This is a genomic window from Stenotrophomonas sp. AB1(2024) (assembly GCF_037482345.1).
Taxonomy (GTDB): Bacteria; Pseudomonadota; Gammaproteobacteria; order Xanthomonadales; family Xanthomonadaceae; genus Stenotrophomonas.
In genome coordinates this window covers 2,351,013-2,376,847 of record NZ_JBBHKO020000001.1, presented here as the reverse complement: position 1 = coordinate 2,376,847, position 25,835 = coordinate 2,351,013, and the positions used below count along the sequence as shown (strand labels likewise).

Below are 25,835 nucleotides of genomic sequence, written 5' to 3'. Positions count from 1 at the left end.
GCGTGAAACCATGAGTACCTATCCCTTGAATGCAGCTACTTCCCGCCGCCCGCGCCTGCTCGATGCGGCTGGCCTGCGCCGGGCATTGCGCGATGCGGTGATCAAACTTTCCCCGCGCCACCTGGTGCACAGCCCGGTGATGGCGGTGGTGATGGTGGGCACGCTGGTGAGCCTGCTGGTCACGCTGACCGGCAACGCGCCGCTGGGCTTCGGCCTGACGGTGACGGCGATCCTGCTGCTGACCGTGCTGTTCGGCAACTTCGCCGAAGCGGTGGCCGAAGCGCGCGGCCGTGGCCAGGCCGCGTCGCTGCGGCGTGCCCGCCAGGACCTGAGCGCGCGCCGGCTGGCCGCCGCCCATGCCGGGGCCAGCGAAACCCAGGTGCCGGCCGCCGAGCTGCGCCCGGGCGACCATGTGATCGTCAGTGCCGGCCAGCTGGTGCCGGCCGATGGCGAGATCGTGCAGGGCCTTGCGACCATCAACGAAGCGGCGGTGACCGGTGAATCGGCACCGGTGCTGCGCGAGGCTGGTACCGACCGCAGCGGTGTGATCGGTGGCACCAAGGTGCTGTCGGACCAGATCATCGTGAAGATCACCGCCGAGCCCGGCCACAGCTTCCTGGACCGGATGATCGCGCTGGTGGAAGGCGCCAACCGGCAGAAGACGCCGAACGAAGTGGCGCTGACCCTGCTGCTGGCCGCGATGACGCTGACCTTCCTCGTGGTGGTGGCAACACTGCCCGCCATCGGCGCCTTCGTTGGGGTCAAGGTCGACCCGCTGCTGCTGATCGCGCTGCTGGTGTGCCTGATTCCGACCACCATCGGCGGGCTGCTGCCGGCCATCGGCATCGCCGGCATGAACCGGGCACTGGCCGCCAACATCCTGGCCAAGTCGGGCAAGGCGGTGGAGGTGGCCGGCGACGTGGACGTGCTGCTGCTGGACAAGACCGGCACCATCACCCACGGCGACCGCCAGGCGACCCACTTCCATGCCTTGGCGGGCATTGAAGCCTCGCAGCTGCGCGAAGCGGCGCTGCTGTCGTCGCTGGCCGACCCGACCCCGGAAGGCAAGTCGGTGGTGCGGCTGGCACGCGAACAAGGTTGCACCACGAGCGAGCCTGACAAGGCGGAGTACTTCGCCTTCAGCGCACAGACCCGCATGTCCGGCGTGGACCTGGACGGCGGCCGGCGCATCCGCAAGGGCGCGGCCGATGCGATCACTGCATATGTCCGCGAGCTGGGCGGCACCGTGCCGGCCGAGCTGGCCGGGCGGGTGGAACAGGTGGCACGCAACGGCGCCACCCCGCTGGTGGTGTGCGAAGGCCGCCACGTGCTGGGCGTGATCGAGCTGAGTGACGTGGTCAAGCACGGCATGCGCGAGAAGTTCGCGCAGCTGCGCGCGATGGGCATCCGCACGGTGATGATCACCGGCGACAACCCGCTCACCGCCGCCGCGATTGCTGCTGAGGCCGGCGTGGACGATTACATCGCCGAAGCGCGCCCGGAAGACAAGTTGGCCCGCATCCGCGCCGAGCAGGCCGGTGGACGGCTGGTGGCGATGGTGGGCGATGGCACCAACGATGCCCCCGCGCTGGCCCAGGCCGATATCGGCCTGGCCATGAACTCGGGCACGCAGGCGGCCAAGGAAGCCGGCAACATGGTCGACCTGGATTCGGACCCGACCAAGCTGCTGGCGGTGGTGGAAGTGGGCAAGCAGCAGCTGATCACGCGCGGTGCGCTGACCACCTTCTCGCTGGCCAACGACGTATCCAAGTATTTCGCGATCCTGCCGGCGCTGTTTGCCGCCACCCTGCCGGCCATGGCCACGTTGAACGTGATGCACCTGTCCAGCCCCCGCAACGCGGTGCTGGCGGCGCTGATCTTCAACGCGCTGGTGATTCCGGCGCTGATTCCGCTGGCCCTGCGCGGCGTGCGCTTCCGCCCGGCCACGGCCACCGCGCTGCTGCGCCGGAACATGCTGGTGTACGGGCTGGGCGGCGTGCTGCTGCCGTTCGCGGCCATCAAGTTGATCGACCTCTTCCTCTTCTCGGTGTTTGGCGCATGAACCGCTCCGCTGCTGCTCCACTGTCCCGCCCGGCGCGTAACCGCGCCGCCACGTCCATTTCCCTGCAACAGCAGGGTGCGCTGCGCCCGGCCATTGGCCTGGGCGTGGCCAGCCTGCTGGTGTTGGGCCTGGCCTACGCGATAGCCACCACCGGCATCGGCGCCGTGCTGTTCCCGGCCCAGGCACAGGGCAGCCTGCTGCTCCGCGATGGCCAGGTCCGCGGCTCAAGCCTGATCGCCCAGCCGTTCGTAGGCGATGGCTACTTCCAGGCACGCCCGTCGGCGGCCAGCTACGACCCCATGGCCGCCGCCGGCAGCAACCTGGCGCGCACCAACCCGGCGCTGCAGGAACGCGTCGCTGAAGCGACCCACGCGGTATCCGTGCGCGAAGGCATTGCGGTCGCTGATGTACCCGGCGACCTGGTCACCCAGTCCGGCGCGGGCATGGATCCGGAGCTGTCGCCGGCAGCGGCTGCCGTGCAGATCGCCCGCGTGGCGAAGAACCGGCGCCTGGGCACCGAACAGGTGCAGGCACTGGTCGAGGCGCACACGAAGGGCCCCCAGTGGGGCGTGTTCGGGCAGCCACGGGTCAACGTGATGGCGCTGAACATGGCGCTGGATGAGAGCAGGAGCGACCGGGCCGCGCCCGGAGCCCCGGGTGAAGCACCGTTGCCGTGATGCGGCGTTGGCACGCTTGCGCGCACAATCCGTCCCCATGACCGACTCCCGCACCCGACAGGCCGATGCGCTGGTGGAACGCCTGCAGCGCGAGGCCGGCGGCAAGCTCACCGTGTTCCTGGGCGCCGCGCCGGGCGTGGGCAAAACCTACAGCATGCTCGGCCGCGCGCAGGAGCAGCTGCGCCGCGGCGTGGACGTGGTGGTGGGGCTGGTGGAAACCCACGGCCGCGCCGAAACCTCGGCGCTGCTGGACGGCCTGCCGCAGGTGCCGCTGCTGCAGCGCCAGTACCAGCAGCATGCGCTGCAGGAAATGGACCTGGATGCGGTGCTGGCACGGCGCCCGGCGCTGGTGCTGGTGGACGAACTGGCCCACCGCAACGTGCCGGGCAGCCGTCATGAACGGCGCTGGCAGGACGTGATGGAGCTGCTGGATACGGGCATCGATGTCTGGACCACCATCAACATCCAGCACCTGGAAAGCCTCAACGATGTGGTCATGCGCATCACCGGGGTGCGGGTCAGCGAGACCGTGCCCGATGCGGTGCTGGACCGCCTGCACGACATCGTGCTGGTGGACCTGCCCCCGCGCGAGCTGATCGAGCGCCTGCAGCAGGGCAAGGTGTACGTGCCCGAGCAGGCGGCGCAGGCGCTGCAGGCGTTCTTCTCGCCCGCCAACCTGACCGCGCTGCGCGAACTGGCCATGCAGGAAGCCGCCGACCGGGTGGACAACAGCCTGCGCGAAACCCGCGCCGCGCGCGGCGAAGGCAACCTGCCGCTGCGCCGCCGGGTGCTGGTGGCGATCGACGGCGGCGGCCAGAGCGAGTACCTGGTGCGTGTGGGCCGGCGCATTGCCGAGCGCCGCGATGCGCCGTGGACGGTGGTGACCGTGCAGCGGCGGCGCGAGGACGACAGCACCCGTCGCGAGATCGATGCGGCCTTCGCGCTGGCGCGGCGGCTGGGTGGCGAGGCCGAGCTGCTGCATGGGCCGAGCATTGCCGACGCGCTGCTTGACCATGCCGCGCACAACAGCGTGTCCACGCTGGTGCTGGGCCGCACCCGCGAACGCCCGTTCGCGCGCATGCTCAACCGCACCCTCACCCAGCAGCTGATCCAGCGCGGGGCGCACTTTGAAATCACCATCATCGGCACCCCGCAGGCGCGTGCGCGTGCGGGGTGCCATGGCTTGTCGATGCCGACGCTGAGCACCGGTCGCGACACCGTGCTGGCGCTGGTCGCCACGGCGCTGGCCTGCCTGGTGGCGCTGGTGGCCGAGCGCTGGGTCGGGCTGTACGACCTGTCGATGGTGTTCATCGTGGCAGTGGTGGTGGTGGCCGCGCGCAGCCGCACCAGTGCGGCGGTGATGGCCGCGGCGCTGTGTTTCCTGGCCTACAACTTCTTCTTCATCGCACCGCGTTTCACCTTTGCAATCAGCGCGCGCCAGGGCGTGATCACGGTGTTCCTGTTCCTGGTGGCGGCACTGGTGGCCGGCCGGCTGGCCTCGCGCCTGCGCATGCAGGTGGTGGCGCTGCGCGCGGCCAACCGCCACGCCAACGCGCGCCAGGTGCTGGGTGGGCAGCTCACCCGCGCCGCCAGCAACGAAGCAGTGGCGCAGGCCGGGCGCGAAGCGCTGGAGCAGGCGCTGGATGCACCGGCCTGGCTGCGCATCGGCGCCGACACCAGCACCAGCGGCAGTGCCGCGCCGGGCGACACCGACCTGGCCGCCGCCGACTGGGCGCGCCGCCACGGCCAGCCCAGCGGCCGCTTCACCGACACGCTGGCCGGCGCGGAGTGGTGGTTCCTGCCATTGCTGGACAGCGATGACCGCGCCATCGGCGTGGCCGGCATGCGCTTTCCGCGCAGCGCGCCACGGCTGACCCCGGAACAGCGCCAGCTGGCCGAAGCGATGGTGGACGACATCGCGCAAGCAGCGCTACGCACGCGGTTGGTGGCTGATCTGGAAAAGGCGCACGTGAACAACGAGACCGAGCGGCTGCGTTCGGCGCTGCTGTCGTCGGTATCGCATGACCTGCGCTCGCCGCTGGCGGCGATGATCGGTTCGGCCGACAGCCTGTCCAGCTACGCCGATGCAATGGATGCCGGCGACCGCCGCGCCCTGCTCGATACCATCCTGGTGGAGGGCGAGCGGCTGGACCGCTACATCCAGAACCTGTTGGACATGACCCGGCTGGGCCACGAAGGACTGCAGATCAACCGCGACTGGATCGGCGTGGACGAGCTGGTGGGCTCGGCCGCGCGCCGGTTGCAGCGCTACCAGCCGGAGGTGCGGCTGCAATTGGATATCCCCAGCACGCTCGGCCCGATCTGGGTGCACCCGGCGCTGGTGGAACAGGCGGTGTTCAACGTAATGGAGAACGCCGCAAAGTTCTCCCCGCCCGGCGCGGCGGTGGAAGTGCAGGCACGGCTGGTGGAGGGCGAGCTTCGCATTGATGTGCTCGACGCCGGCCCAGGCATTCCCGATGACGAGCGGGCGCGCATCTTCGACATGTTCTACAGCGTGGAACGCGGGGATCGGGGCCGGCATGGCACCGGGCTGGGCCTGACCATCTGCCAGGGCATGATCGGCGCGCATGGCGGCAGTGTGCAGGCGCTGCCGGGCCGCGACGGACGCGGTACCCTGATACGCATCACGCTCCCCCTGCTGCAACCCCACCCTGCCGATGACCCCGACGATTCCTGATGCTTCCCATGGCGTGCCACCGGCGCGCGTGCTGGTGATCGATGACGAAACGCAGATCCGGCGCTTCCTCGACATCAGCCTGCGTGCGCAGGGTTACCGCGTGCTGCAGGCCGCCACGGGCCAGGCCGGGCTGGAACAGCTGGTGGACGAAGGCGCGGACCTGGTGATCCTGGATATCGGCCTGCCGGACATGGAAGGCCATGAAGTGCTGGCCGAGCTGCGCCAGTGGAGCCAGGTTCCGGTGATCATGCTGACGGTGCGCGCCAGCGAAACCGAGAAGGTGCTGGCGCTGGACAATGGCGCCAACGACTACGTGACCAAGCCGTTCGGCACCCAGGAGTTGATGGCGCGGGTGCGCGCGTTGCTGCGCACGCGCACGGTATCGGCCGATGGGGTGTTGCCGCATTTCGATGACGGGCACCTGCATATCGACCTGGTGCGGCGTGAGGTGCAGCTGGACGGCGTGCCGGTGGCGCTGACGCGCAAGGAGTATGCGCTGCTGTCGCTGCTGCTGCGCAATGCCGGCCGGGTGGTGACCCAGCCGCAGATCCTGGCCGAGATATGGGGACCCACCCACCAGCACGACACCCATTACCTGCGCATCCTGGTGGGCAAGCTGCGGCACAAGCTGGGCGATTCGGCGCTGGATTCGCGCTACCTGTTCACCGAACCGGGTGTAGGGCTGCGGTTCAAAGGGTGAATCTCGACCGCAGGTCGAGATTCACCCGGTAGCGCCGGCCGTTGGCCGGCCCTCGCACGGTGTGATACTCCTTGGGCCGGCCAACGGCCGGCGCTACCTTCAGAATTGCAGATCCACGCCCGGCAGCAGCGGCTGCAGCTGCTCGCGGAACAGCGCCTTGATGCGCTCCAGCGCGGCCGCATCGTTGCCTTCGAAACGCAGCACCAGCACCGAGGTGGTATTGGAGGCGCGCAGCAGCCCCCAGCCGTCCGGGAAATCCGCACGCAGGCCGTCGATGGTGGACAGGCGGGCGCCGGCGAACGGCGATTCCTCCACCTGCGCCGCCGATACGAACATCGACACCAGCGCATGCGGCGTGCCCGATTCCACCGGCACCTTCAGCTCCGGCGTGGACACGCTTTCGGGCAACTCATCAAGCACTTCCGACGGAGTCTCATCGCGCTGGGCCAGGATTTCCAGCAGACGTGAGGCGGCATACAAACCATCGTCGAACCCGAACCAGCGTTCCTTGAAGAAGAAGTGCCCGCTCATTTCGCCGGCCAGCTCGGCGTCGGTTTCGCGCATCTTGGCCTTGATCAGCGAATGCCCGGTCTTCCACATCATCGGGCTGCCGCCGTTGCGCAGCACGTAATCGGACAGCTTGCCGCTGCACTTCACGTCGTAGATCACCAGCGCGCCGGGATTGCGCTGCAGCACATCGGCCGCAAACAGCATCAGCAGGCGATCGGCATAGATGATCCTGCCTTCGCGGGTGACCACACCCAGGCGGTCGCCATCGCCATCGAAGGCCAGGCCGATATCCGCATCGAAGCGTTTCACGGTCTGGATGAGGTCTTCCAGGTTGTGCGGGTCGCTCGGGTCCGGATGGTGGTTGGGGAAGGTGCCATCCACATCGCAGTACAGCGGAATGACTTCAGCGCCGATGGCCTCCAGCAGCGGCTGGGCCAGTTCACCGGCCACGCCGTTGCCGGCGTCGGCTACCACCTTGATCGGGCGGTCCAGCTGCACGTCATCGGCAATGCGCTGGATGTAATCGGCGTTGACGTCGCGCTGCTGCAGGCTGCCCGGTTCGGCCGCCACATGCAGCTGGCCATCGCGGATGCGCTGGTACAGCTCGGTGATGGCATCACCGGACAGGGTTTCGCCGCCCACCACGATCTTGAAGCCGTTGTAATCAGGCGGGTTGTGGCTGCCGGTAACGGCAACGCAGCTGCCCGCGCGCAGGTGGAAACTGGCGAAATACACCACCGGGGTCGGCGCCAGGCCGATGTCGGTGACGTCACAGCCGGCACGGCGCAGGCCTTCGATCAGGCTGGCGGTCAGTTCCGGACCGGACAGGCGGCCATCACGGCCGACCACGATGTCGCGCAGCCCCTGCACCTGCAGCACCGAGCCGATGGCCTGGCCGATCAGCACCGCTACCTGCGGGGTGAGCTCGCGGCCGATCACGCCGCGGATGTCGTAGGCGCGGAAGATACCTTCCGGCACTTCGTGGCCCGGGCCGGTGGGCAGCGGCGGTGGCGGGCCCGAGCCGGCAGCCGGTGCAGGTTCCAGCAACGGGTCCTGCACCAGGCTTTCGCGCAGCGTGGGGCCGTGGTCGCCCTCGCTGACGGCGGCACGCCGGCGCGGCAGCTTCACCCGGCCCTTGCCGAACTGCAACATGCCGGCAATGGCCAGCAGCAGCGCGGCCACGATGAGGGACGGAATCGCGCCCAGGCCCAACGGGCCCGGTTCGACATCCGGCACGGCGGCGGCCAGGCGCAGACCGCTCTTGCCGATCGGCCGGGCCAGGCCTTCGGCGCCACCGGACAAGGCCGGATCGCCCTGCTCGATGATGCTGTGGCTGCCCTGGCGCAGCGCCAGGTAACCAGCTGACGGCACGCGGATCTGGTCGAAGATGCCGGTCAGGCGCAGCAAGGGCTGGCGCACATAGATCACGGCTGGCCCCTGCGTGCCCAGCTGCACCGGCACGGCCAGGCCAAGGCGTTGGCCCCCAGCGTCGCGCACCACGCGCGCCACCACGGTATCGCCGGCAATGGCCGCTTCCAGCAGGCCCAGGCGAGCGTAGCCGAAAGCCTTCGGATCGGCATAGGCCTGGCCCAGGTCGGCGGTGAGCACCTGCACGTCTTCGGTACCCGGCCAGCCTTCACGCACGGCCAGCGCCGTGGCATCGGCATCGCCCTCAGCGAGGGCGGTACTGACCCGCTCGCTCTCCACCAGCTTGCGCAGCTGAGCGCTTTGCCCGGTGATGGCCACCTGTACGCCCTGCACGCCCTGGTCGCGGGACTGTTCCAGCGCCTGCCCAACCGAGGCCTGCCGCCATTGCCGCACCCCGCTCCAGGCAAACCACACGGCCAGAATGACCAGGATTCCCACCAGCAACAACCCGTTACGCTTGCTTGTCAATCGCGGCTGTCCTTCCGCCGTTGCCCTGCTCATTGATGTTCCCCCTGTCAGCGCACCCCGGTATGGCCGAATCCACCCGTTCCCCTGGCGCTGTCGGTGAAAGTATCCACTACCTGCAGGCCGACGCGTGCAATCGGCAGCACAACCAACTGTGCGATGCGGTCACCCGGCTGAAGCGTGAAGGCCTCGCGGCCGCGGTTCCAGGCGCTGATCAGCAGCGGGCCCTGGTAGTCGGCATCGATCAACCCGGTGCCGTTGCCCAGCACGATCCCATGGCGGTGGCCCAGCCCGGAGCGCGGCAATACCACCGCGCACAGGTTCGGGTCGGCGATGTGGATGGCGATGCCGCTGGGAATCAGTGCCGTGTCCCCCGGCTGCAGGGTGAGCTCGGTCTCCAGCGCCGCGCGCAGATCCAGGCCGGCGCTGGCTTCGGTGGCGTAGGCCGGCAGGGGCCAGGTATCGCCGAAGCGGGGATCGAGCAGTTTCACCTGCAGCGACTGCAGGGACGGGGCTTGGGTCATGCGTGCAACCTCTGGGCAATCAGGGACAACAGTTGTTCGGCCAGCAGCGCCTTGGTGGTGCCGGGGAACACCTGCTCCCCGCCCTGCCAATAGGCGGTTGCTGCATTTTCGTCGCTTTCGAAGCCGCCATTTGTGATGCCCACCTGATTGGCGATCACCAGGTCCAGCCGCTTGTCGACCAGCTTGCCGCGCGCGTACTTCTCCACATCGTGGGTTTCTGCGGCAAAGCCGACCACCAGCTTCAGTGCGTTGGTCTGCTGGGCCACTTCGGCCAGGATGTCCTGGGTGCGCACCAGCTCCAGCGTGAGGGTCTGGGTGCCGGCTGTCTTCTTCAGCTTCTGCGGGGCGACCTGGCGCGGGGTGTAATCGGACACCGCCGCTGCGCCTATATAGATGTCGGCCGGCAGTGCATCCAGCACGGCGGTGCGCATCTGCGCGGCCGAGCGCACGTCCACCCGCTGCACGCCGGCCGGGGTTGCCAGGTGCACCGGGCCGCTGACCAGCACCACCTGCGCACCCTGGCGCACGGCAGCCGCCGCCAGCGCGTAGCCCATCTTGCCGCTGCTGCGGTTGCCCACGTAGCGCACCGGGTCCAGGTCTTCATAGGTGGGGCCTGCGCTGATCACCACGCGCAGGCCTTTCAGTTCCTGGGTGGCTTCGGACGCGTCGGCTGGGCCCTGCAGGGCAGCCAGCGCGGCCACGATGGCGTGCGGTTCGGTCAGCCGGCCGGGGCCGGATTCACCTTCGGCCAGCGGACCGTCTTCCGGGCCGATCACCTGGGCGCCGCGCTCGCGCAGCAGGCTGATGTTGGCCTGGGTAGCAGGGTGCAGCCACATGCGGTGGTTCATCGCCGGGCACACGGTGAGCGGCGCGGTGGTGGCCAGGCACAGGGTGGTGACCAGGTCATCGGCATGGCCGTTGGCCAGCCGGGCCAGCAGGTCGGCGGTGGCCGGGGCCACGATGATGCGGTCGGCCCAGCGGGCCAGCTCGATATGGCCCATGGCCTGTTCGGCCGCGCTGTCCCACAGGGTGGTGCGGGTGGGCTGGCCGGACAGGGCCTGGAAACTCAGCGGGGTGACGAACTGCTGGGCACCGGCGGTCATGGCGACCTGCACCAGGGCCCCGGCGTCGCGCAGGCGGCGCACCAGCTCCAGCGACTTGTAGGCCGCGATGCCGCCACCCACGCACAACAACAGCTTCTGGCCTGCCAGCGGGCGCGCCTGCGCCGGGGAAGCCTGGGGGGAGTCAGCCACCTGCGAATTTCCTGTCGAACCGAGGCGATTAGCTTACCTGATGGGGTGTTGCGGACTCATGCGCCAGGGGCATAAGGGGAGGGTTTTTTGTCATGAGCAGGGTGGCGAGCGGGCTTTTTGCGTCGTGCACGCTTGACTGTTGCCCCAGCCCCCACCTAAGTTTCTGGACACTTCCCCGGCCGCGGGCTGCATCGGAGCGTGGCGGCCATCACGGCAAAGGACTGACTCGTCATGCGTGTTTCCCTTGGGCATCTACTGCCTGCCCTACTGCTTTGCGCCCCCCAGATTGCCCATGCAGCGGCCGACCAGCCAGGCGACTATTGGATGGTTCACCATCAGGGTGGCGCCAACACTCACGAGATAATTGTCGTGGATGGCGACCCGGCACACATGCCAGCACGCGCGAACGGCGCCGTGTCGCTTACCGTGCATCGGTTGTACGAAGGCGTGGACAAACCTGTGATGACGACCTACGAAACCGACGTGGATTGCGCTGGCAAGCGCATCCGGCTGCAGAAGGCCAGTGACCTTGAGTGGGACATGAAGACGTCGAAGCCCGTGAGCGTCTCCTCGTCGTGGCAGACAGCGCCGGAAGCGTGGTTGGCGAAGGCGCGGGACTTTGCCTGCCAGCCCGCCACCCGTTCCGGGATGGGCATGACCCCACTTGGCAGGATGCACGTGTTTGGCATGATCGACAACGTCAACGGTCGCTTCAGGGTGCTGCAGCGCGAACAAAGCTGGGCGCCCGTGCTGAAGATGATCGACGATGCATTCGACCGCATGCCGCAGAACTGAACCGCCACGAGGAGAACGAAGAATGAAAAGGATGTTCGCGTCGGCGGTGTGTTTCGCCCTGCTTGCGGGTTGTTCGAGCATGCCCAACATGCCTGACATGTTGGCCAACTCAGCTTGGAAAGGTCGCCCGGTCACCGAGGCGATTGATCAATTTGGCGCGCCCAGCCGGATTGACAGCCTGGTCGAAAAGCAATGGGTGGTGCTGGTGTACTACAAGAGCACGGCCTACAAACGGCGCGAGGCGCTCGGGACGCACACGGGGCCACAAAACGGTCAGATCGTCCATACCGAGTCCTGGGGTGATGTGACCTACAACTCTGGCTGTGAGATCCACGTGGCAGTCAACCGACAAAGGCAGGTCGCCCGCATTTCCACCAAGGGCGGATATTGTGGAAGCGTGGATATCAAACCCAACAAGCGGGCGTAGTCCGCTTTGATGGCGCAGGTGGCAGCAGACCCATGCCACTCCGCCCCCCCTGAGGTGCATCGGTGCCGGATCTCCTCCTGGCCAAGCGCCGCCGGATGTTGAAGACCGGCGCTGGCACCAGGCGGAACGGCACAGTGGATATCGCGCAGAACCGCCAAGTGCAGTGGAAGGGGATCGTCACTCGCCCCGCGCTGCCTGGGTTCTGTCGGCTTGGGTGGTGATTCGTCGCAGGCCGGGTGCAGGCGGCACCGGATCCGCCCAGTCTGTGGGCCGATCTGACCCATCCACCCGCAAGGACCGCGACATGACTGCTGCACTACCCCGACTGTGCCTGGCCTCGCTTTTCCTGGTGGCATCCGCCGCGGCCGCCCCGCTGCCGGTGCCTGCGCCAAGCGATGCCTGCGCGCTTGCGCACCAGCCGCTGACCGGCTCGCTGGTGCAGATACCTTTCGACAGTGTCGACGGACGCATCTATGTGCAGGCGCGCGTCAACGGCCGGGGGCCGTACCGCTTCGCCGTGGACACCGGCGCCAGCGGCATCGGGCGTGCGGACATGCGCCTGGTGTCGGCATTGGGTATGCCGCTGCACGGGCAGGCCACCACGTCGGACGGCGTAAGTCAGGCCAGCGTGAAAACCGCTCGGATCGATACGCTGGAGCTGGGTGAACTGGCGCATCGCAACGTCGAGCTGATCGCCCGCGACTACAACGCGCGCAACGCGCCAGACGCCGCATTCGACGGGATCCTCGCGCGCGAGTTCTTCGCCGACGGTCTGTTGCGGATCGACTATCCGACCCGGACCCTGGCATTCACCCGCTCCGAGCAGCTGGGTCCGTCTGCAGCCAATGCGCTGACCTATACGCGTGCCTTCCGCATACCTGTGACGATTGACGGCCACCCGTTCGTTGCCCAGCTGGACACCGGCGCCAACATCGGCTTCGTGTTACCGCAGGCCGTGTTCGAGCAAGTTTCGGACCAGCCTCTGGGCGAGGTAGTGCGCTCGCAGCTGACCAACGGCCAGCTGGAGAGTTGGCGCGGCACGGTGCTGGGACCCATCAAGGTGGGACAGGTGAGTCTTGCCAACATGGAGGTGCGGGTGTCGCCGAAGTATCCCGAGGTGCTGGTGGGCGCCCATGCGCTGCAGGACGCGGTGGTGCTGATCGATCCGAGGAGCCAGGTGGTGGCGGTGTGCCGGTGACCTGTCGCTTTATGCACCAGAATCGCACAACTTATCCACAGCTTAACGCGTGCATCTCACTTCCGGATGTGGTATGGCGATTGCCCTGTCGCCCCGCTACAATGCGTGGATGAAGTGCCCGGGAGAAGGAACGTGCTGAAGAGCCATACGGAAGAAAAATTCGTACAGGCGATCCTTTATTTCGCACATAGCACCCAAGCGCTCGGCAAGATCAAGCTGTTCAAGCTTTTGTTCCTGCTTGACTTCGAGCACTTCCGCCAGACCGGCCGCAGCGTGACAGGCTTGGAGTACCGCGCCTGGCGCATGGGCCCGGTTCCGGCTGCCCTGGTACAGCAGTGGGATCAGTTGGAAGAGGGCCTGCGCGATGCGATCAGGATCGTTCCCGAGCAGGTCATCACCTATTGGCGCGAGAAGGTCGTGCCGCTGCAGCCTTTCGATGCCAGTCACTTCAGCAAGCGTGAATTGCGACTACTTGAGGCAATCGCCCAGGAATATCGCGAAACGTTGTCCGACGCGATGATTGACATGACGCATGCCGAGAACGGCGCCTGGGCCAAAACATGGCAGGAAGGTGCAGGTAATGACCGGGTCATTGAGTATCGTCTGGCAGTTCCCGACGATGCCAGCGACCGGGATGCTGTACTTGACGCAGCGGATCTGTATGCCGGCATTGCAGCCGCGCAAAGGCGTTGAGGGTGGCCGCAGACGACAAGCTCGTTCCCGGCTCCATTCTGCTCGCAAACCAGTTCTACGCCGATGTCGCAAACGGCCAGCTTCTTCCCAAGTATCTGCTCGTCCTGGCGCGCGCCAAGCGTAGCGACGACATTGTGTGGCGTCTGCTGACCAGCCGCTGTCATGGCAGGCCTGAAGCACCGCCCTGCTTTCATGGCGATCCCTATCCCGGCTTTTTCCTGAGCGTGATCAATCCTGAAGCAGGCCTGGGCAAGAAGACGTGGTTGGACCTTCGTGCCTTGGATGACGGGGACGCCTACGAGGTACGCACAGACTTGGCGGCCGGGAAGTTGCAGTACGTCTGCGCCATCGGCCCTGCGCAATTACGTCTCGCTTCGCTTTGTGCGGCCGCCGCCGACGACACCACAACGGAACAGGAAACGTCCATTCGCGACCAGCTCGCTCGCTGACAAACCGGGGCTCGCGTCCGGCCGGCCCTACCGTCGACTCTCGCGTCTTGCGCGCGTAATCCGCGCCCGCTGTCGCTGACGCCCCGCGTGGCCATGCCATTTCCGACTTGCCCCGATTCCAAGCGATAGATCTTCGTGAAACTGCGACCGGCTATCCAGCCTGAACCCGCGTGCCGCCCCTAGAATTCGCGCCTTGGGGCTCAATGCCGAGTCGATATAGGAAGCGGGAGATGAGAACGACCAAGACCCATTGGCTTGCATGCACCGTCCTGGTCGGCTTGATTCCGATCTTCTCCAGGCTCTTCATCTGGCTGGCAACCAAGGACGGCACAGTTGAGCCATTCGCGCCGCAGGACCTGATTGCGTTTGGGCTAGTACTCCATATCTCAAACATCAACGAGATGAAGCACCTCGTCACCGCAGACCGATCATGGAAAATTGTCCACAACGGTGCATCTTTGTGCTTCATCGCCATCTATGGTGCGTTTTTCTGCCTGACGTTGATTGGCGACGACATCGTCGATCAACACGCCATGATTACCTGCGTTGGAATCATCGCTCTGGCATCGTTGTTCATCAGCTATTGCCTGTTAAACCGCATATCGAAATTTCATTCGCATGACCCGAAGCATCACCCATGACAGCACGCTTCTCAGCCTCCGTGAGCTGACCAGTAAACGGATCCTGCCAACAGTCCCTTGAGCGGAATACTTACAGGTCATTGTCTAGACCAGATGGACATTTGCCCGCATGACAATCAAGCACTGGCCTAAAGAAGATCGCCCACGAGAGAAGCTGATGGCACGGGGACCGGGGGCGCTTACAGACGCGGAGCTTCTTGCAATTTTCCTTGGCACAGGCTGCAACGGCCTCAATGCATTAGAACAGGCGCAGCTCCTGATACAAGCTCATGGCCCTCTCCGCCGGTTACTCGACCTTGACGTAAAGCAATTAACGAGGCTGCCTGGACTTGGTCTTGCCCGTGCCAGCAAGCTCGTTGCTGCTTTGGAATTGGCAGACCGCTATCTACTTGCTGAGCTGGAGCGTGGGGAGAGCATGCTCAATCCGGCAGTGGCCGAGCGCTACTTCAAACAGCGACTACGCGGACGTAAACAGGAGGTATTTGCCGCTCTCTTCCTGGACACCCGCAACCGAGCCATCACGTTCGAAGAGCTGTTTACCGGAACGATTGATTCCGCCGCGGTCTACCCTCGCGAAGTTGCTCGGCGCGCTCTGCTTCACAACGCGGCAGCCGTGATCGTTGGCCACAACCACCCCTCCGGCAACCCCACCCCCTCGGAGGCAGACCGCCAGATCACCCAGCAGCTCCTGGAGGGGTTGCCCTTGGTCGGCGTGCGGCTGATCGACCACATCGTGGTAGGGGACGGTGCCCCGGTGTCGTTGGCGCAGCTGGGCTGGCTCAGATGCGACCCGCCCCGCTGGAGCTGAACGGCCCGGTCAGCCAATCCGCCCGGCTCCCAAGGGCTTCAGCCCGGTCCCAGAACCCGCTTCCCACCCCCGCTGTGCCCCGGTTCAATGGATCGGGGCAGCTTCTGGGCTAAAATTGCCGATTCCGCCGCTCCAGTCTTCAAAGCAGGCCCTGTGAAAAATCTCCTCCGCGCCCTGATCAGCCAGGGCATCGAAGCGCTGCGTGCCAACGGCACGCTGCCGGCCGACACCCTGACCCCGGAATTTGTGGTGGAACGCCCGAAGACCCGTGACCACGGTGATTTCGCCACCAATGCCGCCATGCTGCTGGCCAAGCCGGCGCGCAGCAACCCGCGCGCCCTGGCCCAGGCGCTGCTGGATGCGCTGCCCAAGAGCGACGATGTGCTGCGCGTTGAGATCGCCGGCCCGGGCTTCATCAATTTCCACCTCGCCCCCAGCGCCTACCAGCGCGAAGCGGCCGGCGTGCTCAAGGAAGGGGCCGATTACGGCCACAACCTGAGCGGCAACGGCCGCACCGTGGGCGTGGAATACGTGTCGGCCAACCCGACCGGCCCGCTGCACGTGGGCCACGGCCGCGCCGCCGCCATTGGCGACTGCCTGGCCCGCCTGCTGGAGGTGAACGGCTGGAACGCCAAGCGCGAGTTCTACTACAACGACGCCGGCGTGCAGATCGAGAACCTGGCCCTGTCCACCCAGGCGCGCGCCAAGGGCATCACGCCCGACGACGCCGGCTGGCCGGAAGGCGGCTACCGCGGTGACTACATCGAAGACGTGGCCAAGGCCTACCTGGCCGGCGCCACCGTGGAGCTGGAAGGCCATGCGGTGGTGGGCGAGCGCGACCCGGACAACCTGGACGCGGTCCGCCGCTTCGCCGTGGCCTACCTGCGCAACGAGCAGAACCAGGACCTGGCGGCATTCGGGGTGGATTTCGACATCTACTTCCTGGAGAGCTCGCTCTACAAGGATGGCAAGGTCGAAGAGACCGTGGCCCAGCTCAAGGCGGCCGGCCATACCTATGAGGAAGGCGGCGCGCTGTGGCTGCGCTCGACCGACTTCGGTGACGACAAGGACCGCGTGATGCGCAAGTCCGACGGCACCTACACCTACTTCCTGCCGGACGTCGCCTACCACCTGAGCAAGTGGCAGCGCGGGTATGAGCGCGCCATCACCGAGCTGGGCGCGGACCACCACGGTTCGCTGGCGCGCGTGCGCGCTGGCCTGCAGGCGCTGGACGTGGGCATTCCCAAGGGCTGGCCGGAATACGTGCTGCACCAGATGGTGACGGTGATGCGTGGCGGCGAGGAAGTGAAGCTGTCCAAGCGGGCCGGCAGCTACCTGACCCTGCGCGACCTGATCGAGGAAGCCGGCCGCGACGCCACCCGCTGGTTCCTGATTGCACGCAAGCCCGATTCGCAGCTGACCTTCGATATCGACCTGGCCCGCCAGCAAAGCAATGACAACCCGGTGTTCTACGTGCAGTATGCGCACGCCCGCGTGTGCAGCCTGCTGCGCCAGGCACAGGAGAAGGGTCTGTCGTACACCCCGGCCGAGGGCCTGACCGGGCTGTCGACGCTGAACGACGAACCCTCGCTGTGGCTGATGGTGGAAATGTCGCGCTTCCCGGAAGTAGTGGAAGCGGCCGGCATTGCGCTGGAACCGCACCTTATCGCGCAGTACCTGCGTGAATTGGCGCACGCCTTCCACACGTGGTATCACGGCACGCAGGTGCTGGTGGCTGACGATGCAGAGCGCAATGCCAAGCTGACGCTGGCCTGCGCGGCACGCCAGGTGCTGGCCAATGGTCTGAACGTCCTGGGCGTTTCCGCCCCGGAAAAAATGTAAGCAGTGGAGAAGTAGTACATGGCAGCACGACGCGGCAAGAGCCAGGCACGGCGCAACAGCAACCAGGGCACGCCAGGATGGGTGTGGCTGGTGGCCGGTGTGGCGATTGCGGCCGTGGTGTTCCTGGCGGCACCAAACCTGTTCAAGAACGATGGCGATGGCTTCCTGCGGGTAGGCCCGCAGCCGGACCCGAACGCACAGCCGGCGCCGGTGAGCGATGCCGATACCGACGTGGGCACTGAATTGCCCAAGCCCGGTGCGGCCACCAAGCCTGCCGAACCGGCCAAGCCGGCAGCCACGCAGTACGACTTCTACACCCTGCTGCCCGGCAAGGAAGTGGAAATGTCCGATGCGGAGCTGGCCGCCAGCGCGCGCGCCGAAGACCAGCGCCGAGCCAAGGCTGAAGCGCAGCGCGCGCAGGCCGCGCTTGAAGGTCGCCCGGTACCGGCGACGCCGACCACGGCGTCCACGGCGGCAGCCACCACCGCTGCACCGGCCCCGTTGCCGGCGCCGGTGGCTGAGCGCCCGGCGGCTGCGGCACAGCCGAAGCCGGTTGCGGCAGCGGCTGCGGCTGAGCCGGCGGCGAGCAACGTACGTTACATCCTGCAGGCCGGCGCCTTCGGGGCGTCCGGCGATGCCGAAGCCACCAAGGCCAAGCTGGCCATGATCGGCCTGGCGGCGCGGGTGGAATCGGCGCAGATCAACGGCAAGACCGTGTACCGCGTGCGCATGGGGCCGTATGGCACCGCCGGTGAGCTGGCCGATGCCAAGCAGAAACTGGATGGCACCGGGTTGCAGGCGATGGCGATCAAGGCGCAGTAAGCCCGACGGTAGCGCCGACCGTTGGTCGGCTGCTCCTCGAACATGCCCCGCAATGCGGGGCATTTTTGTTCTGGTTGGTCGCGTAGAGCGGCCGACCAACGGTCGGCGCTACCAGGAGTGGCATCGTTGCGCTACGTTGGCGCTCCCATCCCTCAGCAAGGAGCGCCACATGAGCAGTTCGGAAGGCAATGACCGCCGCATCGACAACATCGAATTCAACGTGGCCGACATCGCCCGCAGCAAGGCGTTCTACGGCGAGGTGTTCGGTTGGACCTTCACCGATTATGGGCCGCGCTATACCGAGTTCAACGACGGCAGGCTGCGCGGCGGGTTCACCACCGACGGGCCCGTGCGGACCGGTGGGCCGCTGGTGATCCTGTATGCCGATGACCTGGAAGCCACGCAGGCGCGGGTGGAACGCGCCGGCGCGGAGATTTCCACGCCTGCGTTCGAGTTCCCGGGTGGACGCCGGTTCCATTTCCGCGACCCGGATGGGTACGAGTTGGCGGTGTGGTCTGCGGCTGGGTGATGGATTTGCCGGGCAGAGCCCGGCACTACCGGTTAATCGCGGGCTACCTGGAAGCCGGCGAAGGACTGGCTGACCGGCATCAGTTCGAGGCGGTTGATGTTCAGGTGCGCGGGCAGGTTGGCCACCCAGAAGATCTGCTCGGCGATGTCGTCGGCAGTCATCGGGTTGGCGCCGGTGTAGAGCGTGTCCGAGGCGGCCTGGTTGCCGTGGGTGCGGACCAGGGTGAATTCGGTTTCGGCCATGCCCGGTTCGATGGTGGTCACCCGCACGCCGGTGCCGTGCAGGTCCGAGCGCAGGCCGAGCGAGAACTGGCTGACGAAGGCCTTGGTGCCGCCGTAAGCGTTGCCGCCCGGGTACGGGTACACGCCGGCCACCGAACTGATGTTGATGATGGCGCCCCTGCGTTCGACCAGCTGCGGCAGCAGGCGGTGGGTGAGCGTGACCAGCGCGGTGACGTTGGTGTCGATCATGGTGCGCCAGTCTTCCAGCGAGGCGCTCTGGGCCGGGGCGGTGCCTTGGGCCAGGCCGGCATTGTTGACCAGCAGGTCGATATCGGCGAACGCGGCCGGCAGCGCGGCCAGGGCCGCTTCCATGGCGGCGCTGTCGCGCACGTCGAACACCGCTGCGTGCACGCGCTCGGGGCCGTAGGCATCAACCAGCGGCTGCAGCCGTTCGGCGCGGCGCCCGGTGGCGATGACCCGCCAGCCGGCCTGGGCGAAACGATGGACGGCGGCGGCGCCAAAGCCGGAAGTGGCGCCGGTAATCAGAGCGGTACGGGTCATCGGGGGTCTCCGTGGGATTCCCGACCATTTTCGCATCCTGCGCCGCGCTGTGCTGGCGCCCGGCGGCGGGATCAGCGGATGCGGAACACCCGCGCCTTGGGCAGGTCTTCATCCACCTGCAGGAACCAGCGCCCGGCGATGCCCGGCACCACCACGATGGGCGGGTTGCTGCGACTGGCCTTGAGCTTCATTTCGCCCTTGAGCACCTGCCATTGCTGGCCGTTGTCGAGGGTGAACACGGTGCCCGGCTGCCAGCCATCGACCGGGCCGGTGACGCTGGCATGGATGGGGCCGTCGTCCAGGCCCGGGAACATCGGGGCCGCGGTGGGCCCGCCTGGCATCGCCACCGGGGCGGCCACCGGGGCCGGGGCGCGGGCGTCAGCCTCGCGCAGCAGGCGGTTCAGGGTCTGCAGCTGGGCCGGGCTGAGGCCTACGTCGGCCAGCTGCTGCGGGTCCACGCGCTGTTCGATCGCCACATACGGGGCCTGGGCCGAGACCGCTGCGGCCAGCCAGACCATGCCCACACCCGCCAGAACCTGCCACCTGCGCATTGCCTGCTCCACTGCCTGTTGATGCCTGAGGAGCGCACTGTGCTTCACTTTCGTGGCAGCCAGATGACAGCCGGAACGGGCCGCTTCGGGGCCCGGCGGCCGGGTGGGGGTAAAATGGCCGCCAGCCACGCAGCCGCGTCGGCGGTATTGGACGTCTCATGATCAACAACGATGTACTGCGCAGCATCCGTTACATGCTCGACCTGAGCGACGGAAAGATTGCGGAAATCTGTGCCCTGGCCGACCCGGCATTCGTGGTGGACAAGGCCGATGTGCCCGGTTGGTTGCGCAAGGAAGACGAGGAAGGGTTCGTGGCCTGCGATGACCGCACGCTGGCGCACTTCCTGGACGGGCTGATCGTGCAGTTCCGTGGCCGCGATGAAAGCCAGCCGCTGCGGCCGGTGGAAAAGCGCATTACCAACAACCTGGTGCTGAAGAAGCTGCGGGTGGCCTTCGAGTTGAAGGATGTGGACATGCATGGAATTTTCCAGAACGCAGGGTTCCCGGTGTCCAAGCCGGAGCTGTCGGCGCTGTTCCGCCAGCCGGACCACAATAATTTCCGCGCGTGCGGGGATCAGCTGCTGCGTAATTTCCTGAAGGGTTTGACGCTGCGCGTTCGCCCGGCGTAAGGCGCGCCTTCGATCCGGGCCCATGCGTCAATGGGCCGATCAATCGTATCGGCAGTCGTTTGGGAACCGACCCTACCCCGCCGGTCGGTGCCCCGCCGTCAGAACGTGGTCTGCACCGCAAATTCCACGCGCGAGGCCGCGTTGCTGCCGAACAGGCGTTTGGCGGCACGGTCGGTGTCGTGCGCAGTCAGGCGCAGTTCCCCGGGGCCGCGCACTTTCCAGATGGCGCTGAGCTGGCCGTGCAGGTAATCGTCGGCGTAGGCGCTGTCGAGCCAGTACTGGCCCACCGCGCCTTCGATGCGCCACTGCCCGCCCAACGGTACGCGGGCGCCCAGCTGGGCGTACGTGCCGGTGCGGCCGCTGGCCAGGGCATCGTCGGAAACCCCGACGCTCATCCAGTAACGCTCCTTCCAGGTCACCGTGCTGTTGAGCTCGGTCCAGTCCAGATCCACGTCGGTGGACGGGTACATGTAGTGGGTGAGGTTTACGTCGAGCGCCCAGTCCGGCGCCAGCTCACCGCCCCAACCGGCGACGAAATCGAACTCGCTGCGCGCACCGGCATCCGGTTCGAACGACACGCCCGATCCCCACGCCGAAGCGTACCAGCCCGATTCGCTGCTCAGTTTGACCCCTGCCTGCACGGTGGGATCTTCCATGGTCTGCGAGCTGCCGCGCCAGACGTAATCCGAGGTCAACGTGGCGTTGCCGTCCACGCCGGCCAACGCCGAACCACTGATTGCCAGGCCAATGACCAGACCGCTTACCCGGCGCACTGCGCGCCTTGATTCCTGCTTTGCCACCACGTCCACCACTCCAGAAAACGGCCGTGCCGTTGAAGCGCACAGTGTGGTGAGCGCGCCCGTAAAGACGCCATGCGCCACGGCGGCATCGCGCGCAAAATCAACGTAAAAGCTGCCCACCAGAGCTTCAGGCGGCCCGCGCTATCATGGCGGCCCTGACTGACCTGCAGCGAGAATGGCGTGGACGCGATCCTGACCCCGGTATCGATTGGCGAGCTGATCGACAAGATCACCATCCTGGAAATCAAGGCCGAACGCATCACCGATGCGGGCAAGGTGGCCAATGTGCGCACCGAACTGGATGGACTGCTGCCGCTGTGGCAGGAGCTGCTGGCCGCACAGCCGGGGCTGGAGGCACTGAAGACACAGCTCAAGGCCATCAACGTGCGGATGTGGGACATCCAGGACCAGCTGCGCGACAAGGAAGCGGCGCAGGTGTTCGACGATCAGTTCATCCAGCTGGCGCGTGGGGTGTATGGCACCAATGGCGAGCGGGTGAAGGTGAAGAACGCGATCAACCGGACTGCCGGGTCGCAGCTGGTGGAAGAGAAGCAGTACCAGGGGGAATGATTGCCCCGTGGCAGCCACGCAGGGCGTGGCTCTACGGGGTACACGCGGTAGAGCCACGCCCTGCGTGGCTGGATCCGTCAACGCGCAGTAGCGGCCAAAAACCGCTCGCGGTCCTGCTGGGTGCGCCGGCGGATTTCCGCCAGCGCTTCATTTTCCGTAGCTTCCAGCATTGATTCGAACAACCGCTGGAAGTGATTGCGCATCGCCGTGCGCGCCGCGCCCGGGTCACGCAGGCGCAGGCCATCGAGGATGGCGGTGTGCTCGTCGTTGCGGGTGTCGCCGTCGTTGTGGCACACGTTGGCATACACCTGGCGTACCCGCGGCAGCTCGTTGCGCATGCGCCAGATCAGCTGCACGCAGTGCTCCACCACCGGGTTGCCGGCAATGCGCGCAATGGCCAGGTGGAACTGGCGGTCAGCCTCGCTGGCCGCCGCCTCGCCCGACGCCGGGTCGGTCATCGCTGCAATCAGCCCTTCCAGCATTTCCACTTCGGCATCGGTGATGCGGCTGGCGGCCATGGCTGCCGCCTCGGCTTCGATCACCGCCCGCGCGGCGGTGAGGTCGAACGCCGATACATCCGGCAGCGCGCCAGGGGCGGCTGCCGGACGTGCCTTCACGTACACGCCCGAGCCGGTCTTGATGGTGATCAGCCCCTGCGCCTCCAAGGCGATCTCCGCCTCGCGCACGGTTACCCGGCTCACCCCCAGCCGTTGCGCCAGGTCGCGTTCGCCGGGCAGGCGCGAGCCGGGCGGGAATTCGCCCTTCTCGATCAGCGCGACGATTTCAGCGGCAATGGACTGGTAGAGACGGGGTTCGGACATCATCAAGACCTGGCTGTACGGTGGCTGGGAACCGAATGTGCGCTTAGAAACGGTAGCGTACCCCCAGATAATAGCGCCGGCCGTAGGTGGTGTACTCGCGGAAGCTGCCCAGGATGGGCATATCCGACACCCGAGGCTCGTCCGTGAGGTTGCTGGCCGACAGCGATACCGACAGGCGGTCGTTCACCTTGTAGGTGGCGCGGAAGTCCAGCGAGCCATTGTCGCGTACATAGCGGTTCTGCGCCGGGTCGCCGACGAACTGCTGGTAGTAGTCGGAGCGGTACTTGTAGATGGCCTGCAGGTCCAGCCTGCCCAGGCCCCAGTACACCTGCGCCGAGGCCACGTGCTTGGACAGGCCGAAGATATTGGCCGGCTCGACGATCCCCGGGGTGACGATGCCGGTGGCCGGGTCGGTGGACTCGCCCAGGCGCAGGTCTTCGGTCTTGAAGTTGGAATGGGCGTAGTTGTAGCTGGCCTTCACGCCCAGCCCGGCGAAAATGCCCGGCAGGTAGGAGAAGCTGTGCGAGCCGGTCAGCTCGAAGCCGATCAGGTCGCTCTTCTGGTCGCTGGTGGCCAGCTGCTCCACCGGCACGGTGACGCTCACCCCGTCGATATCGAAGTTCTCGCCCACCACCACCGGCACCGAGCCGCCGTTGAACTGCTTGTAGTACACGGCGGTGGAGAGCATGGAATCGGCGTTGGCGTACCACTCCAGGGAGACATCGGCATTCCACGACATCAGCGGGGTGGCACGCGGATTGCCGGTGGCGGTGATGTTGCCCAACGCGTCGGCGACGCTGTCGAATTCGGTATCGACCTCGTCCAGGTTGAAGCTGCGGCCGTAGCCGAGCGCGGCCAGGTCCGGGCGCGCCATCGCGCGGTAGGCGCCCACGCGCAGCAGCAGGTCCGGGCGTAGTTCGAAGGCGGCGTTGAAGCTGGGCAGCCACTCGTTGTTGCTGGACTTGAGCACCTGCCGGGTGAAATCGCCGTTGGGCTGCAGGGTCACGGTGCCATCGGGGTTGTTGACCACGTCCAGCCCGCTGCGCAGGCCCATCGAACGCACATCGGTGTGTACCCAGCGCACGCCGATGTTGCCGGTGACCGGCACGCCGAACCATTCGGTGCTGTAGTCGCCCATCAGGTAGATGGCGCTGGTTTTCTCGGTCACATCGTTGTTGGCCGGATCGCGCAGGTCCGCGCTCAGGCCGGTGTCGTCCACGCCGGTGAAGGCCTTGAACAGGCAACGGCTGTCGAAGGTGGCCCACTGGTCGATGGTATTGCCGCTGGCGTTGGCCAGGAAGTCGTCCTGCGGGAACGCCTGGCGGCAGGCCTGGTTGGCGGCACGGATCGCGGCGACATTGGTGGTGGTGACATCCACGGTGTCGGTGAAGTCGGTATAGGTCGCCTCGGAACGCCGCAGGCCACCCTTGAGCGCGGTGAAGAAGCCGCTTTCGGGGGTGAACGCCGCATCGAACCGGCCGGCACGGATGGTGTGCTCGCGGTCCTGCTGGCGGCGACGGATCAGCGCCGAGTCGGTGAAGTTGTCCGGGTTGTTCACATCGAACGCCGGATCCAGGTAAATGCTGGGCACGTCGCCGCTGTAGTCGTAGGTGTAGTCGACGTAACGGTTGTTCTTGATGCCGGCCACCGGATTGCCGTTGACGTCGGTACGCCCGGCGCGCAGGCGGGTGGAACGCTCGATCTGCGAACGCTGGGTGTTGGAGTAGGACAAGTCACCGGACAGCATCCAGGCAGGGCTGGGCCGCACGATAAGGTTCAGGCCGCCGCCGGTGTATTCCTCGTTGCGCTCCAGGAAATTGCCGGTGGAGTCGATGGTGCTGCTGCCGGTGTGGCTGAGCAGCGCGCCGTCGTCGCTGACCACGCGGTTGTTGAGGTTGCGCATCATCGACGACAGCGTCAGGTCCGAACGGTCTTCGGTGTAATCGCGCTTGGAGTGCTGGTAATCCAGGTTCACTTCCACCGCGTCGTTGGGCCGCCACTGCAGCGCGCCGAACTGCGAATCGCGCTTGTCGTGTTCGACGAACTGGCGGTACAGGCGGCTGCCCGGCGCGAGGTAGTACGGCACACCGTTGGCTACATCGTTGCCGTCGACCTGGGTGCAGTTGCGGGTGGCGCCCACGACTTCGCGGCCATCGCAGGCGGCCCAGGTGGTACTGCTGGAGAACATCTCTTCCGGGTTGCTGCCTTCCAGCGCCTGCAGGCCGACCGACACGCCAAGCTTGCCGCCGTTGCTGAACTCGAACTGGTCGATGTAGCTGGCCGTACCCCGCCAGCCCACGCCGTCGCCGTCCTTGAGGCGGTCGTCGTATTCCTGCCAGGTGCCGCGCCCGTCCAGCTGGATGGTGCGCTTGCCGTATTCCAGCGGTTTGACGGTTTCCATGTTGACCGTGCCGGCCACGCCGCCTTCGACGAAGTCGGCGCGCTGGGTCTTGTAGATGGCCACGGTGTTGATCAGCTCCGACGGGAACTGGTTGAAGTTCACCGAGCGGTCGCCGCTGCCGTTGGTGGCCTCGCGGCCATTGAAGGTGGACGAGCCCAGGAACGGGCCCAGGCCACGGATCGAGATTTCAGAGGCGCCGCCCTTCTCGCGGTGGGTGGAGGCGCCGGTGATGGTTTCGATGGCTTCGCCGATGGACAGTGCGGGCAGGTCGCCGATGTCTTCGGCCGACAGTACGTCGGACACCACGGTCTCCTCACGTTTCTTGTCGATCGAGGTCTGGATGGTGCCGCGGGTACCGGTGACCTGGACCTGGTCCAGGGTGGTGGCCTGCGCCGGCGCGCTGGCCGGGGCGGCGTCCTGCGCATGGACCAGCGGCATGGCCGCAGTGGCGCACAGGGCATAGAACAGCGCGCTGTGCAGCGCGGTGTGGCGGAAGCCTCGTGGCGAGGCCGTACGGCGGTCATGCAACATCGTGATCTCCCTCCCAGGATGGATCGTCCGATTACACGGATTCGATCCGGAAGATTCACGGTTCAAGGACCAATGTCAATGAATTGGTACTAAAGTCTACCCCATGCATCCACCCAGACCACTTTTCGACAAATTAATGTGCGGATGCAGCAGGGATATGCGCAAATGGCTTACCGGATGCGGCTAAAGTGGTATGCGATTGTGGTTGACGTTGTCGCGGTTGAGGCTG

General features: G+C 66.5%; 24 protein-coding genes. 16 read left to right on the top strand and 8 right to left on the bottom strand.

The features are described 5' to 3' along the window. Positions 1-10: 10 nt before the first annotated feature. The 4 genes from kdpB to WIX41_RS10855 are packed head-to-tail and all read left to right on the top strand — an operon-like array spanning position 11 to position 6,137. Entirely contained in the window at positions 11-2,062 is a 2,052-nt protein-coding gene (gene kdpB / locus WIX41_RS10870; protein WP_339447419.1) for a potassium-transporting ATPase subunit KdpB, read from the top strand. Further along, positions 2,059-2,739: a potassium-transporting ATPase subunit KdpC gene (gene kdpC / locus WIX41_RS10865; protein WP_339447417.1), complete on the top strand. Its 681-nt coding sequence runs from the start codon at positions 2,059-2,061 to the stop codon at positions 2,737-2,739. The genes kdpB and kdpC overlap by 4 nt, the downstream gene beginning before the upstream one ends. Before the next feature lie 37 nt (positions 2,740-2,776). Then, positions 2,777-5,437, top strand: a complete 2,661-nt coding sequence (locus WIX41_RS10860; protein ID WP_339447415.1) for a sensor histidine kinase KdpD — start codon at positions 2,777-2,779, stop codon at positions 5,435-5,437. Beyond that, the gene (locus tag WIX41_RS10855; protein WP_339447413.1) at positions 5,418-6,137 is read left to right on the top strand and encodes a response regulator transcription factor; all 720 of its coding nucleotides are present in this window, start codon (positions 5,418-5,420) and stop codon (positions 6,135-6,137) included. The genes WIX41_RS10860 and WIX41_RS10855 overlap by 20 nt, the downstream gene beginning before the upstream one ends. 99 nt (positions 6,138-6,236) lie before the next feature. On the opposite strand, the gene WIX41_RS10850 is transcribed toward WIX41_RS10855, so the two are convergent. From WIX41_RS10850 to coaBC, 3 genes are read right to left on the bottom strand one after another with little or no spacing between them, the layout of a single operon-like run. Continuing rightward, a complete protein-coding gene (locus tag WIX41_RS10850; RefSeq protein ID WP_409187368.1) occupies positions 6,237-8,576 on the bottom strand; it encodes a phosphomannomutase/phosphoglucomutase in 2,340 nt (779 codons plus the stop codon). A 14-nt stretch (positions 8,577-8,590) separates the two neighbouring features. Continuing rightward, entirely contained in the window at positions 8,591-9,064 is a 474-nt protein-coding gene (gene dut / locus WIX41_RS10845) for a dUTP diphosphatase (RefSeq protein ID WP_409187367.1), read from the bottom strand. Continuing rightward, positions 9,061-10,317: a bifunctional phosphopantothenoylcysteine decarboxylase/phosphopantothenate--cysteine ligase CoaBC gene (gene coaBC / locus WIX41_RS10840; RefSeq protein ID WP_339447411.1), complete on the bottom strand. Its 1,257-nt coding sequence runs from the start codon at positions 10,315-10,317 to the stop codon at positions 9,061-9,063. Before coaBC ends, dut begins: the two co-directional genes overlap by 4 nt. Before the next feature lie 231 nt (positions 10,318-10,548). Between coaBC and WIX41_RS10835 the strand changes: the two genes are divergently transcribed. The 10 genes from WIX41_RS10835 to WIX41_RS10790 all read left to right on the top strand — a co-directional run bounded on the left by WIX41_RS10835 (position 10,549) and on the right by WIX41_RS10790 (position 18,521). Further along, complete coding sequence (locus tag WIX41_RS10835; RefSeq protein WP_339447409.1) at positions 10,549-11,112, top strand: hypothetical protein; 564 nt, start codon at positions 10,549-10,551, stop codon at positions 11,110-11,112. Positions 11,113-11,134: 22 nt separating this feature from the next. Continuing rightward, a complete protein-coding gene (locus WIX41_RS10830; RefSeq protein ID WP_339447407.1) occupies positions 11,135-11,539 on the top strand; it encodes a hypothetical protein in 405 nt (134 codons plus the stop codon). A gap of 304 nt (positions 11,540-11,843) precedes the next feature. Next, positions 11,844-12,737: an aspartyl protease family protein gene (locus WIX41_RS10825; RefSeq protein ID WP_339447405.1), complete on the top strand. Its 894-nt coding sequence runs from the start codon at positions 11,844-11,846 to the stop codon at positions 12,735-12,737. 132 nt (positions 12,738-12,869) lie between these two features. Further along, positions 12,870-13,430: a Panacea domain-containing protein gene (locus WIX41_RS10820; RefSeq protein WP_339447403.1), complete on the top strand. Its 561-nt coding sequence runs from the start codon at positions 12,870-12,872 to the stop codon at positions 13,428-13,430. 2 nt (positions 13,431-13,432) lie between these two features. Further along, positions 13,433-13,879, top strand: coding sequence for a hypothetical protein (locus WIX41_RS10815; protein WP_339447401.1), 447 nt, complete (start codon positions 13,433-13,435; stop codon positions 13,877-13,879). A gap of 230 nt (positions 13,880-14,109) precedes the next feature. Continuing rightward, positions 14,110-14,520: a hypothetical protein gene (locus WIX41_RS10810; RefSeq protein ID WP_339447400.1), complete on the top strand. Its 411-nt coding sequence runs from the start codon at positions 14,110-14,112 to the stop codon at positions 14,518-14,520. 109 nt (positions 14,521-14,629) lie between these two features. Beyond that, on the top strand, positions 14,630-15,328 hold the full coding sequence (radC, locus tag WIX41_RS10805) for a RadC family protein (protein WP_339447399.1): 699 nt from the start codon (positions 14,630-14,632) through the stop codon (positions 15,326-15,328). Positions 15,329-15,481: 153 nt separating this feature from the next. Further along, the gene (gene argS, locus WIX41_RS10800; protein WP_339447398.1) at positions 15,482-17,170 is read left to right on the top strand and encodes an arginine--tRNA ligase; all 1,689 of its coding nucleotides are present in this window, start codon (positions 15,482-15,484) and stop codon (positions 17,168-17,170) included. A gap of 18 nt (positions 17,171-17,188) precedes the next feature. After that, positions 17,189-17,992, top strand: coding sequence for an SPOR domain-containing protein (locus tag WIX41_RS10795; protein WP_339447396.1), 804 nt, complete (start codon positions 17,189-17,191; stop codon positions 17,990-17,992). Positions 17,993-18,161: 169 nt separating this feature from the next. Further along, positions 18,162-18,521: a VOC family protein gene (locus WIX41_RS10790; RefSeq protein WP_339447395.1), complete on the top strand. Its 360-nt coding sequence runs from the start codon at positions 18,162-18,164 to the stop codon at positions 18,519-18,521. Between the two features lie 32 nt (positions 18,522-18,553). On the opposite strand, the gene WIX41_RS10785 is transcribed toward WIX41_RS10790, so the two are convergent. Together WIX41_RS10785 and WIX41_RS10780 are read right to left on the bottom strand one after the other, a co-directional pair. Then, positions 18,554-19,303: an SDR family NAD(P)-dependent oxidoreductase gene (locus tag WIX41_RS10785; RefSeq protein WP_339447393.1), complete on the bottom strand. Its 750-nt coding sequence runs from the start codon at positions 19,301-19,303 to the stop codon at positions 18,554-18,556. 71 nt (positions 19,304-19,374) lie between these two features. Further along, positions 19,375-19,854, bottom strand: coding sequence for a hypothetical protein (locus WIX41_RS10780; RefSeq protein WP_339447392.1), 480 nt, complete (start codon positions 19,852-19,854; stop codon positions 19,375-19,377). 158 nt (positions 19,855-20,012) lie between these two features. On the opposite strand from WIX41_RS10780, the gene WIX41_RS10775 reads away from it, so the two are divergent. Continuing rightward, positions 20,013-20,483: a DUF1456 family protein gene (locus WIX41_RS10775; RefSeq protein WP_339447390.1), complete on the top strand. Its 471-nt coding sequence runs from the start codon at positions 20,013-20,015 to the stop codon at positions 20,481-20,483. Positions 20,484-20,581: 98 nt separating this feature from the next. Here WIX41_RS10775 and WIX41_RS10770 read toward each other — a convergent pair whose 3' ends face one another. Beyond that, positions 20,582-21,256: a TorF family putative porin gene (locus WIX41_RS10770; protein ID WP_339447388.1), complete on the bottom strand. Its 675-nt coding sequence runs from the start codon at positions 21,254-21,256 to the stop codon at positions 20,582-20,584. Positions 21,257-21,463: 207 nt separating this feature from the next. On the opposite strand from WIX41_RS10770, the gene WIX41_RS10765 reads away from it, so the two are divergent. Then, on the top strand, positions 21,464-21,853 hold the full coding sequence (locus WIX41_RS10765; RefSeq protein WP_339447386.1) for a DUF6165 family protein: 390 nt from the start codon (positions 21,464-21,466) through the stop codon (positions 21,851-21,853). Positions 21,854-21,930: 77 nt separating this feature from the next. Here WIX41_RS10765 and WIX41_RS10760 read toward each other — a convergent pair whose 3' ends face one another. Next, positions 21,931-22,674: a FadR/GntR family transcriptional regulator gene (locus WIX41_RS10760; protein ID WP_339447384.1), complete on the bottom strand. Its 744-nt coding sequence runs from the start codon at positions 22,672-22,674 to the stop codon at positions 21,931-21,933. 43 nt (positions 22,675-22,717) lie between these two features. After that, positions 22,718-25,606 (bottom strand): TonB-dependent receptor, encoded by a 2,889-nt coding sequence (locus tag WIX41_RS10755; protein ID WP_339447382.1) that lies wholly within the window; start codon positions 25,604-25,606, stop codon positions 22,718-22,720. Positions 25,607-25,835: the final 229 nt, after the last annotated feature.

Excerpts from the sequence above, each read along its gene's own strand:
- kdpB (WP_339447419.1), top strand. The coding sequence starts at position 11 with ATGAGTACCTATCCCTTGAATGCAGCTACTTCCCGCCGCCCGCGCCTG.
- kdpC (WP_339447417.1), top strand. The coding sequence starts at position 2,059 with ATGAACCGCTCCGCTGCTGCTCCACTGTCCCGCCCGGCGCGTAACCGC.
- WIX41_RS10860 (WP_339447415.1), top strand. The coding sequence starts at position 2,777 with ATGACCGACTCCCGCACCCGACAGGCCGATGCGCTGGTGGAACGCCTG.
- WIX41_RS10855 (WP_339447413.1), top strand. The coding sequence starts at position 5,418 with ATGACCCCGACGATTCCTGATGCTTCCCATGGCGTGCCACCGGCGCGC.
- WIX41_RS10850 (WP_409187368.1), bottom strand. The coding sequence starts at position 8,576 with ATGAGCAGGGCAACGGCGGAAGGACAGCCGCGATTGACAAGCAAGCGT.
- dut (WP_409187367.1), bottom strand. The coding sequence starts at position 9,064 with ATGACCCAAGCCCCGTCCCTGCAGTCGCTGCAGGTGAAACTGCTCGAT.
- WIX41_RS10835 (WP_339447409.1), top strand. The coding sequence starts at position 10,549 with ATGCGTGTTTCCCTTGGGCATCTACTGCCTGCCCTACTGCTTTGCGCC.
- WIX41_RS10830 (WP_339447407.1), top strand. The coding sequence starts at position 11,135 with ATGAAAAGGATGTTCGCGTCGGCGGTGTGTTTCGCCCTGCTTGCGGGT.
- WIX41_RS10825 (WP_339447405.1), top strand. The coding sequence starts at position 11,844 with ATGACTGCTGCACTACCCCGACTGTGCCTGGCCTCGCTTTTCCTGGTG.
- WIX41_RS10810 (WP_339447400.1), top strand. The coding sequence starts at position 14,110 with ATGAGAACGACCAAGACCCATTGGCTTGCATGCACCGTCCTGGTCGGC.
- radC (WP_339447399.1), top strand. The coding sequence starts at position 14,630 with ATGACAATCAAGCACTGGCCTAAAGAAGATCGCCCACGAGAGAAGCTG.
- WIX41_RS10795 (WP_339447396.1), top strand. The coding sequence starts at position 17,189 with ATGGCAGCACGACGCGGCAAGAGCCAGGCACGGCGCAACAGCAACCAG.
- WIX41_RS10790 (WP_339447395.1), top strand. The coding sequence starts at position 18,162 with ATGAGCAGTTCGGAAGGCAATGACCGCCGCATCGACAACATCGAATTC.
- WIX41_RS10785 (WP_339447393.1), bottom strand. The coding sequence starts at position 19,303 with ATGACCCGTACCGCTCTGATTACCGGCGCCACTTCCGGCTTTGGCGCC.
- WIX41_RS10780 (WP_339447392.1), bottom strand. The coding sequence starts at position 19,854 with ATGCGCAGGTGGCAGGTTCTGGCGGGTGTGGGCATGGTCTGGCTGGCC.
- WIX41_RS10775 (WP_339447390.1), top strand. The coding sequence starts at position 20,013 with ATGATCAACAACGATGTACTGCGCAGCATCCGTTACATGCTCGACCTG.
- WIX41_RS10760 (WP_339447384.1), bottom strand. The coding sequence starts at position 22,674 with ATGTCCGAACCCCGTCTCTACCAGTCCATTGCCGCTGAAATCGTCGCG.
- WIX41_RS10755 (WP_339447382.1), bottom strand. The coding sequence starts at position 25,606 with ATGTTGCATGACCGCCGTACGGCCTCGCCACGAGGCTTCCGCCACACC.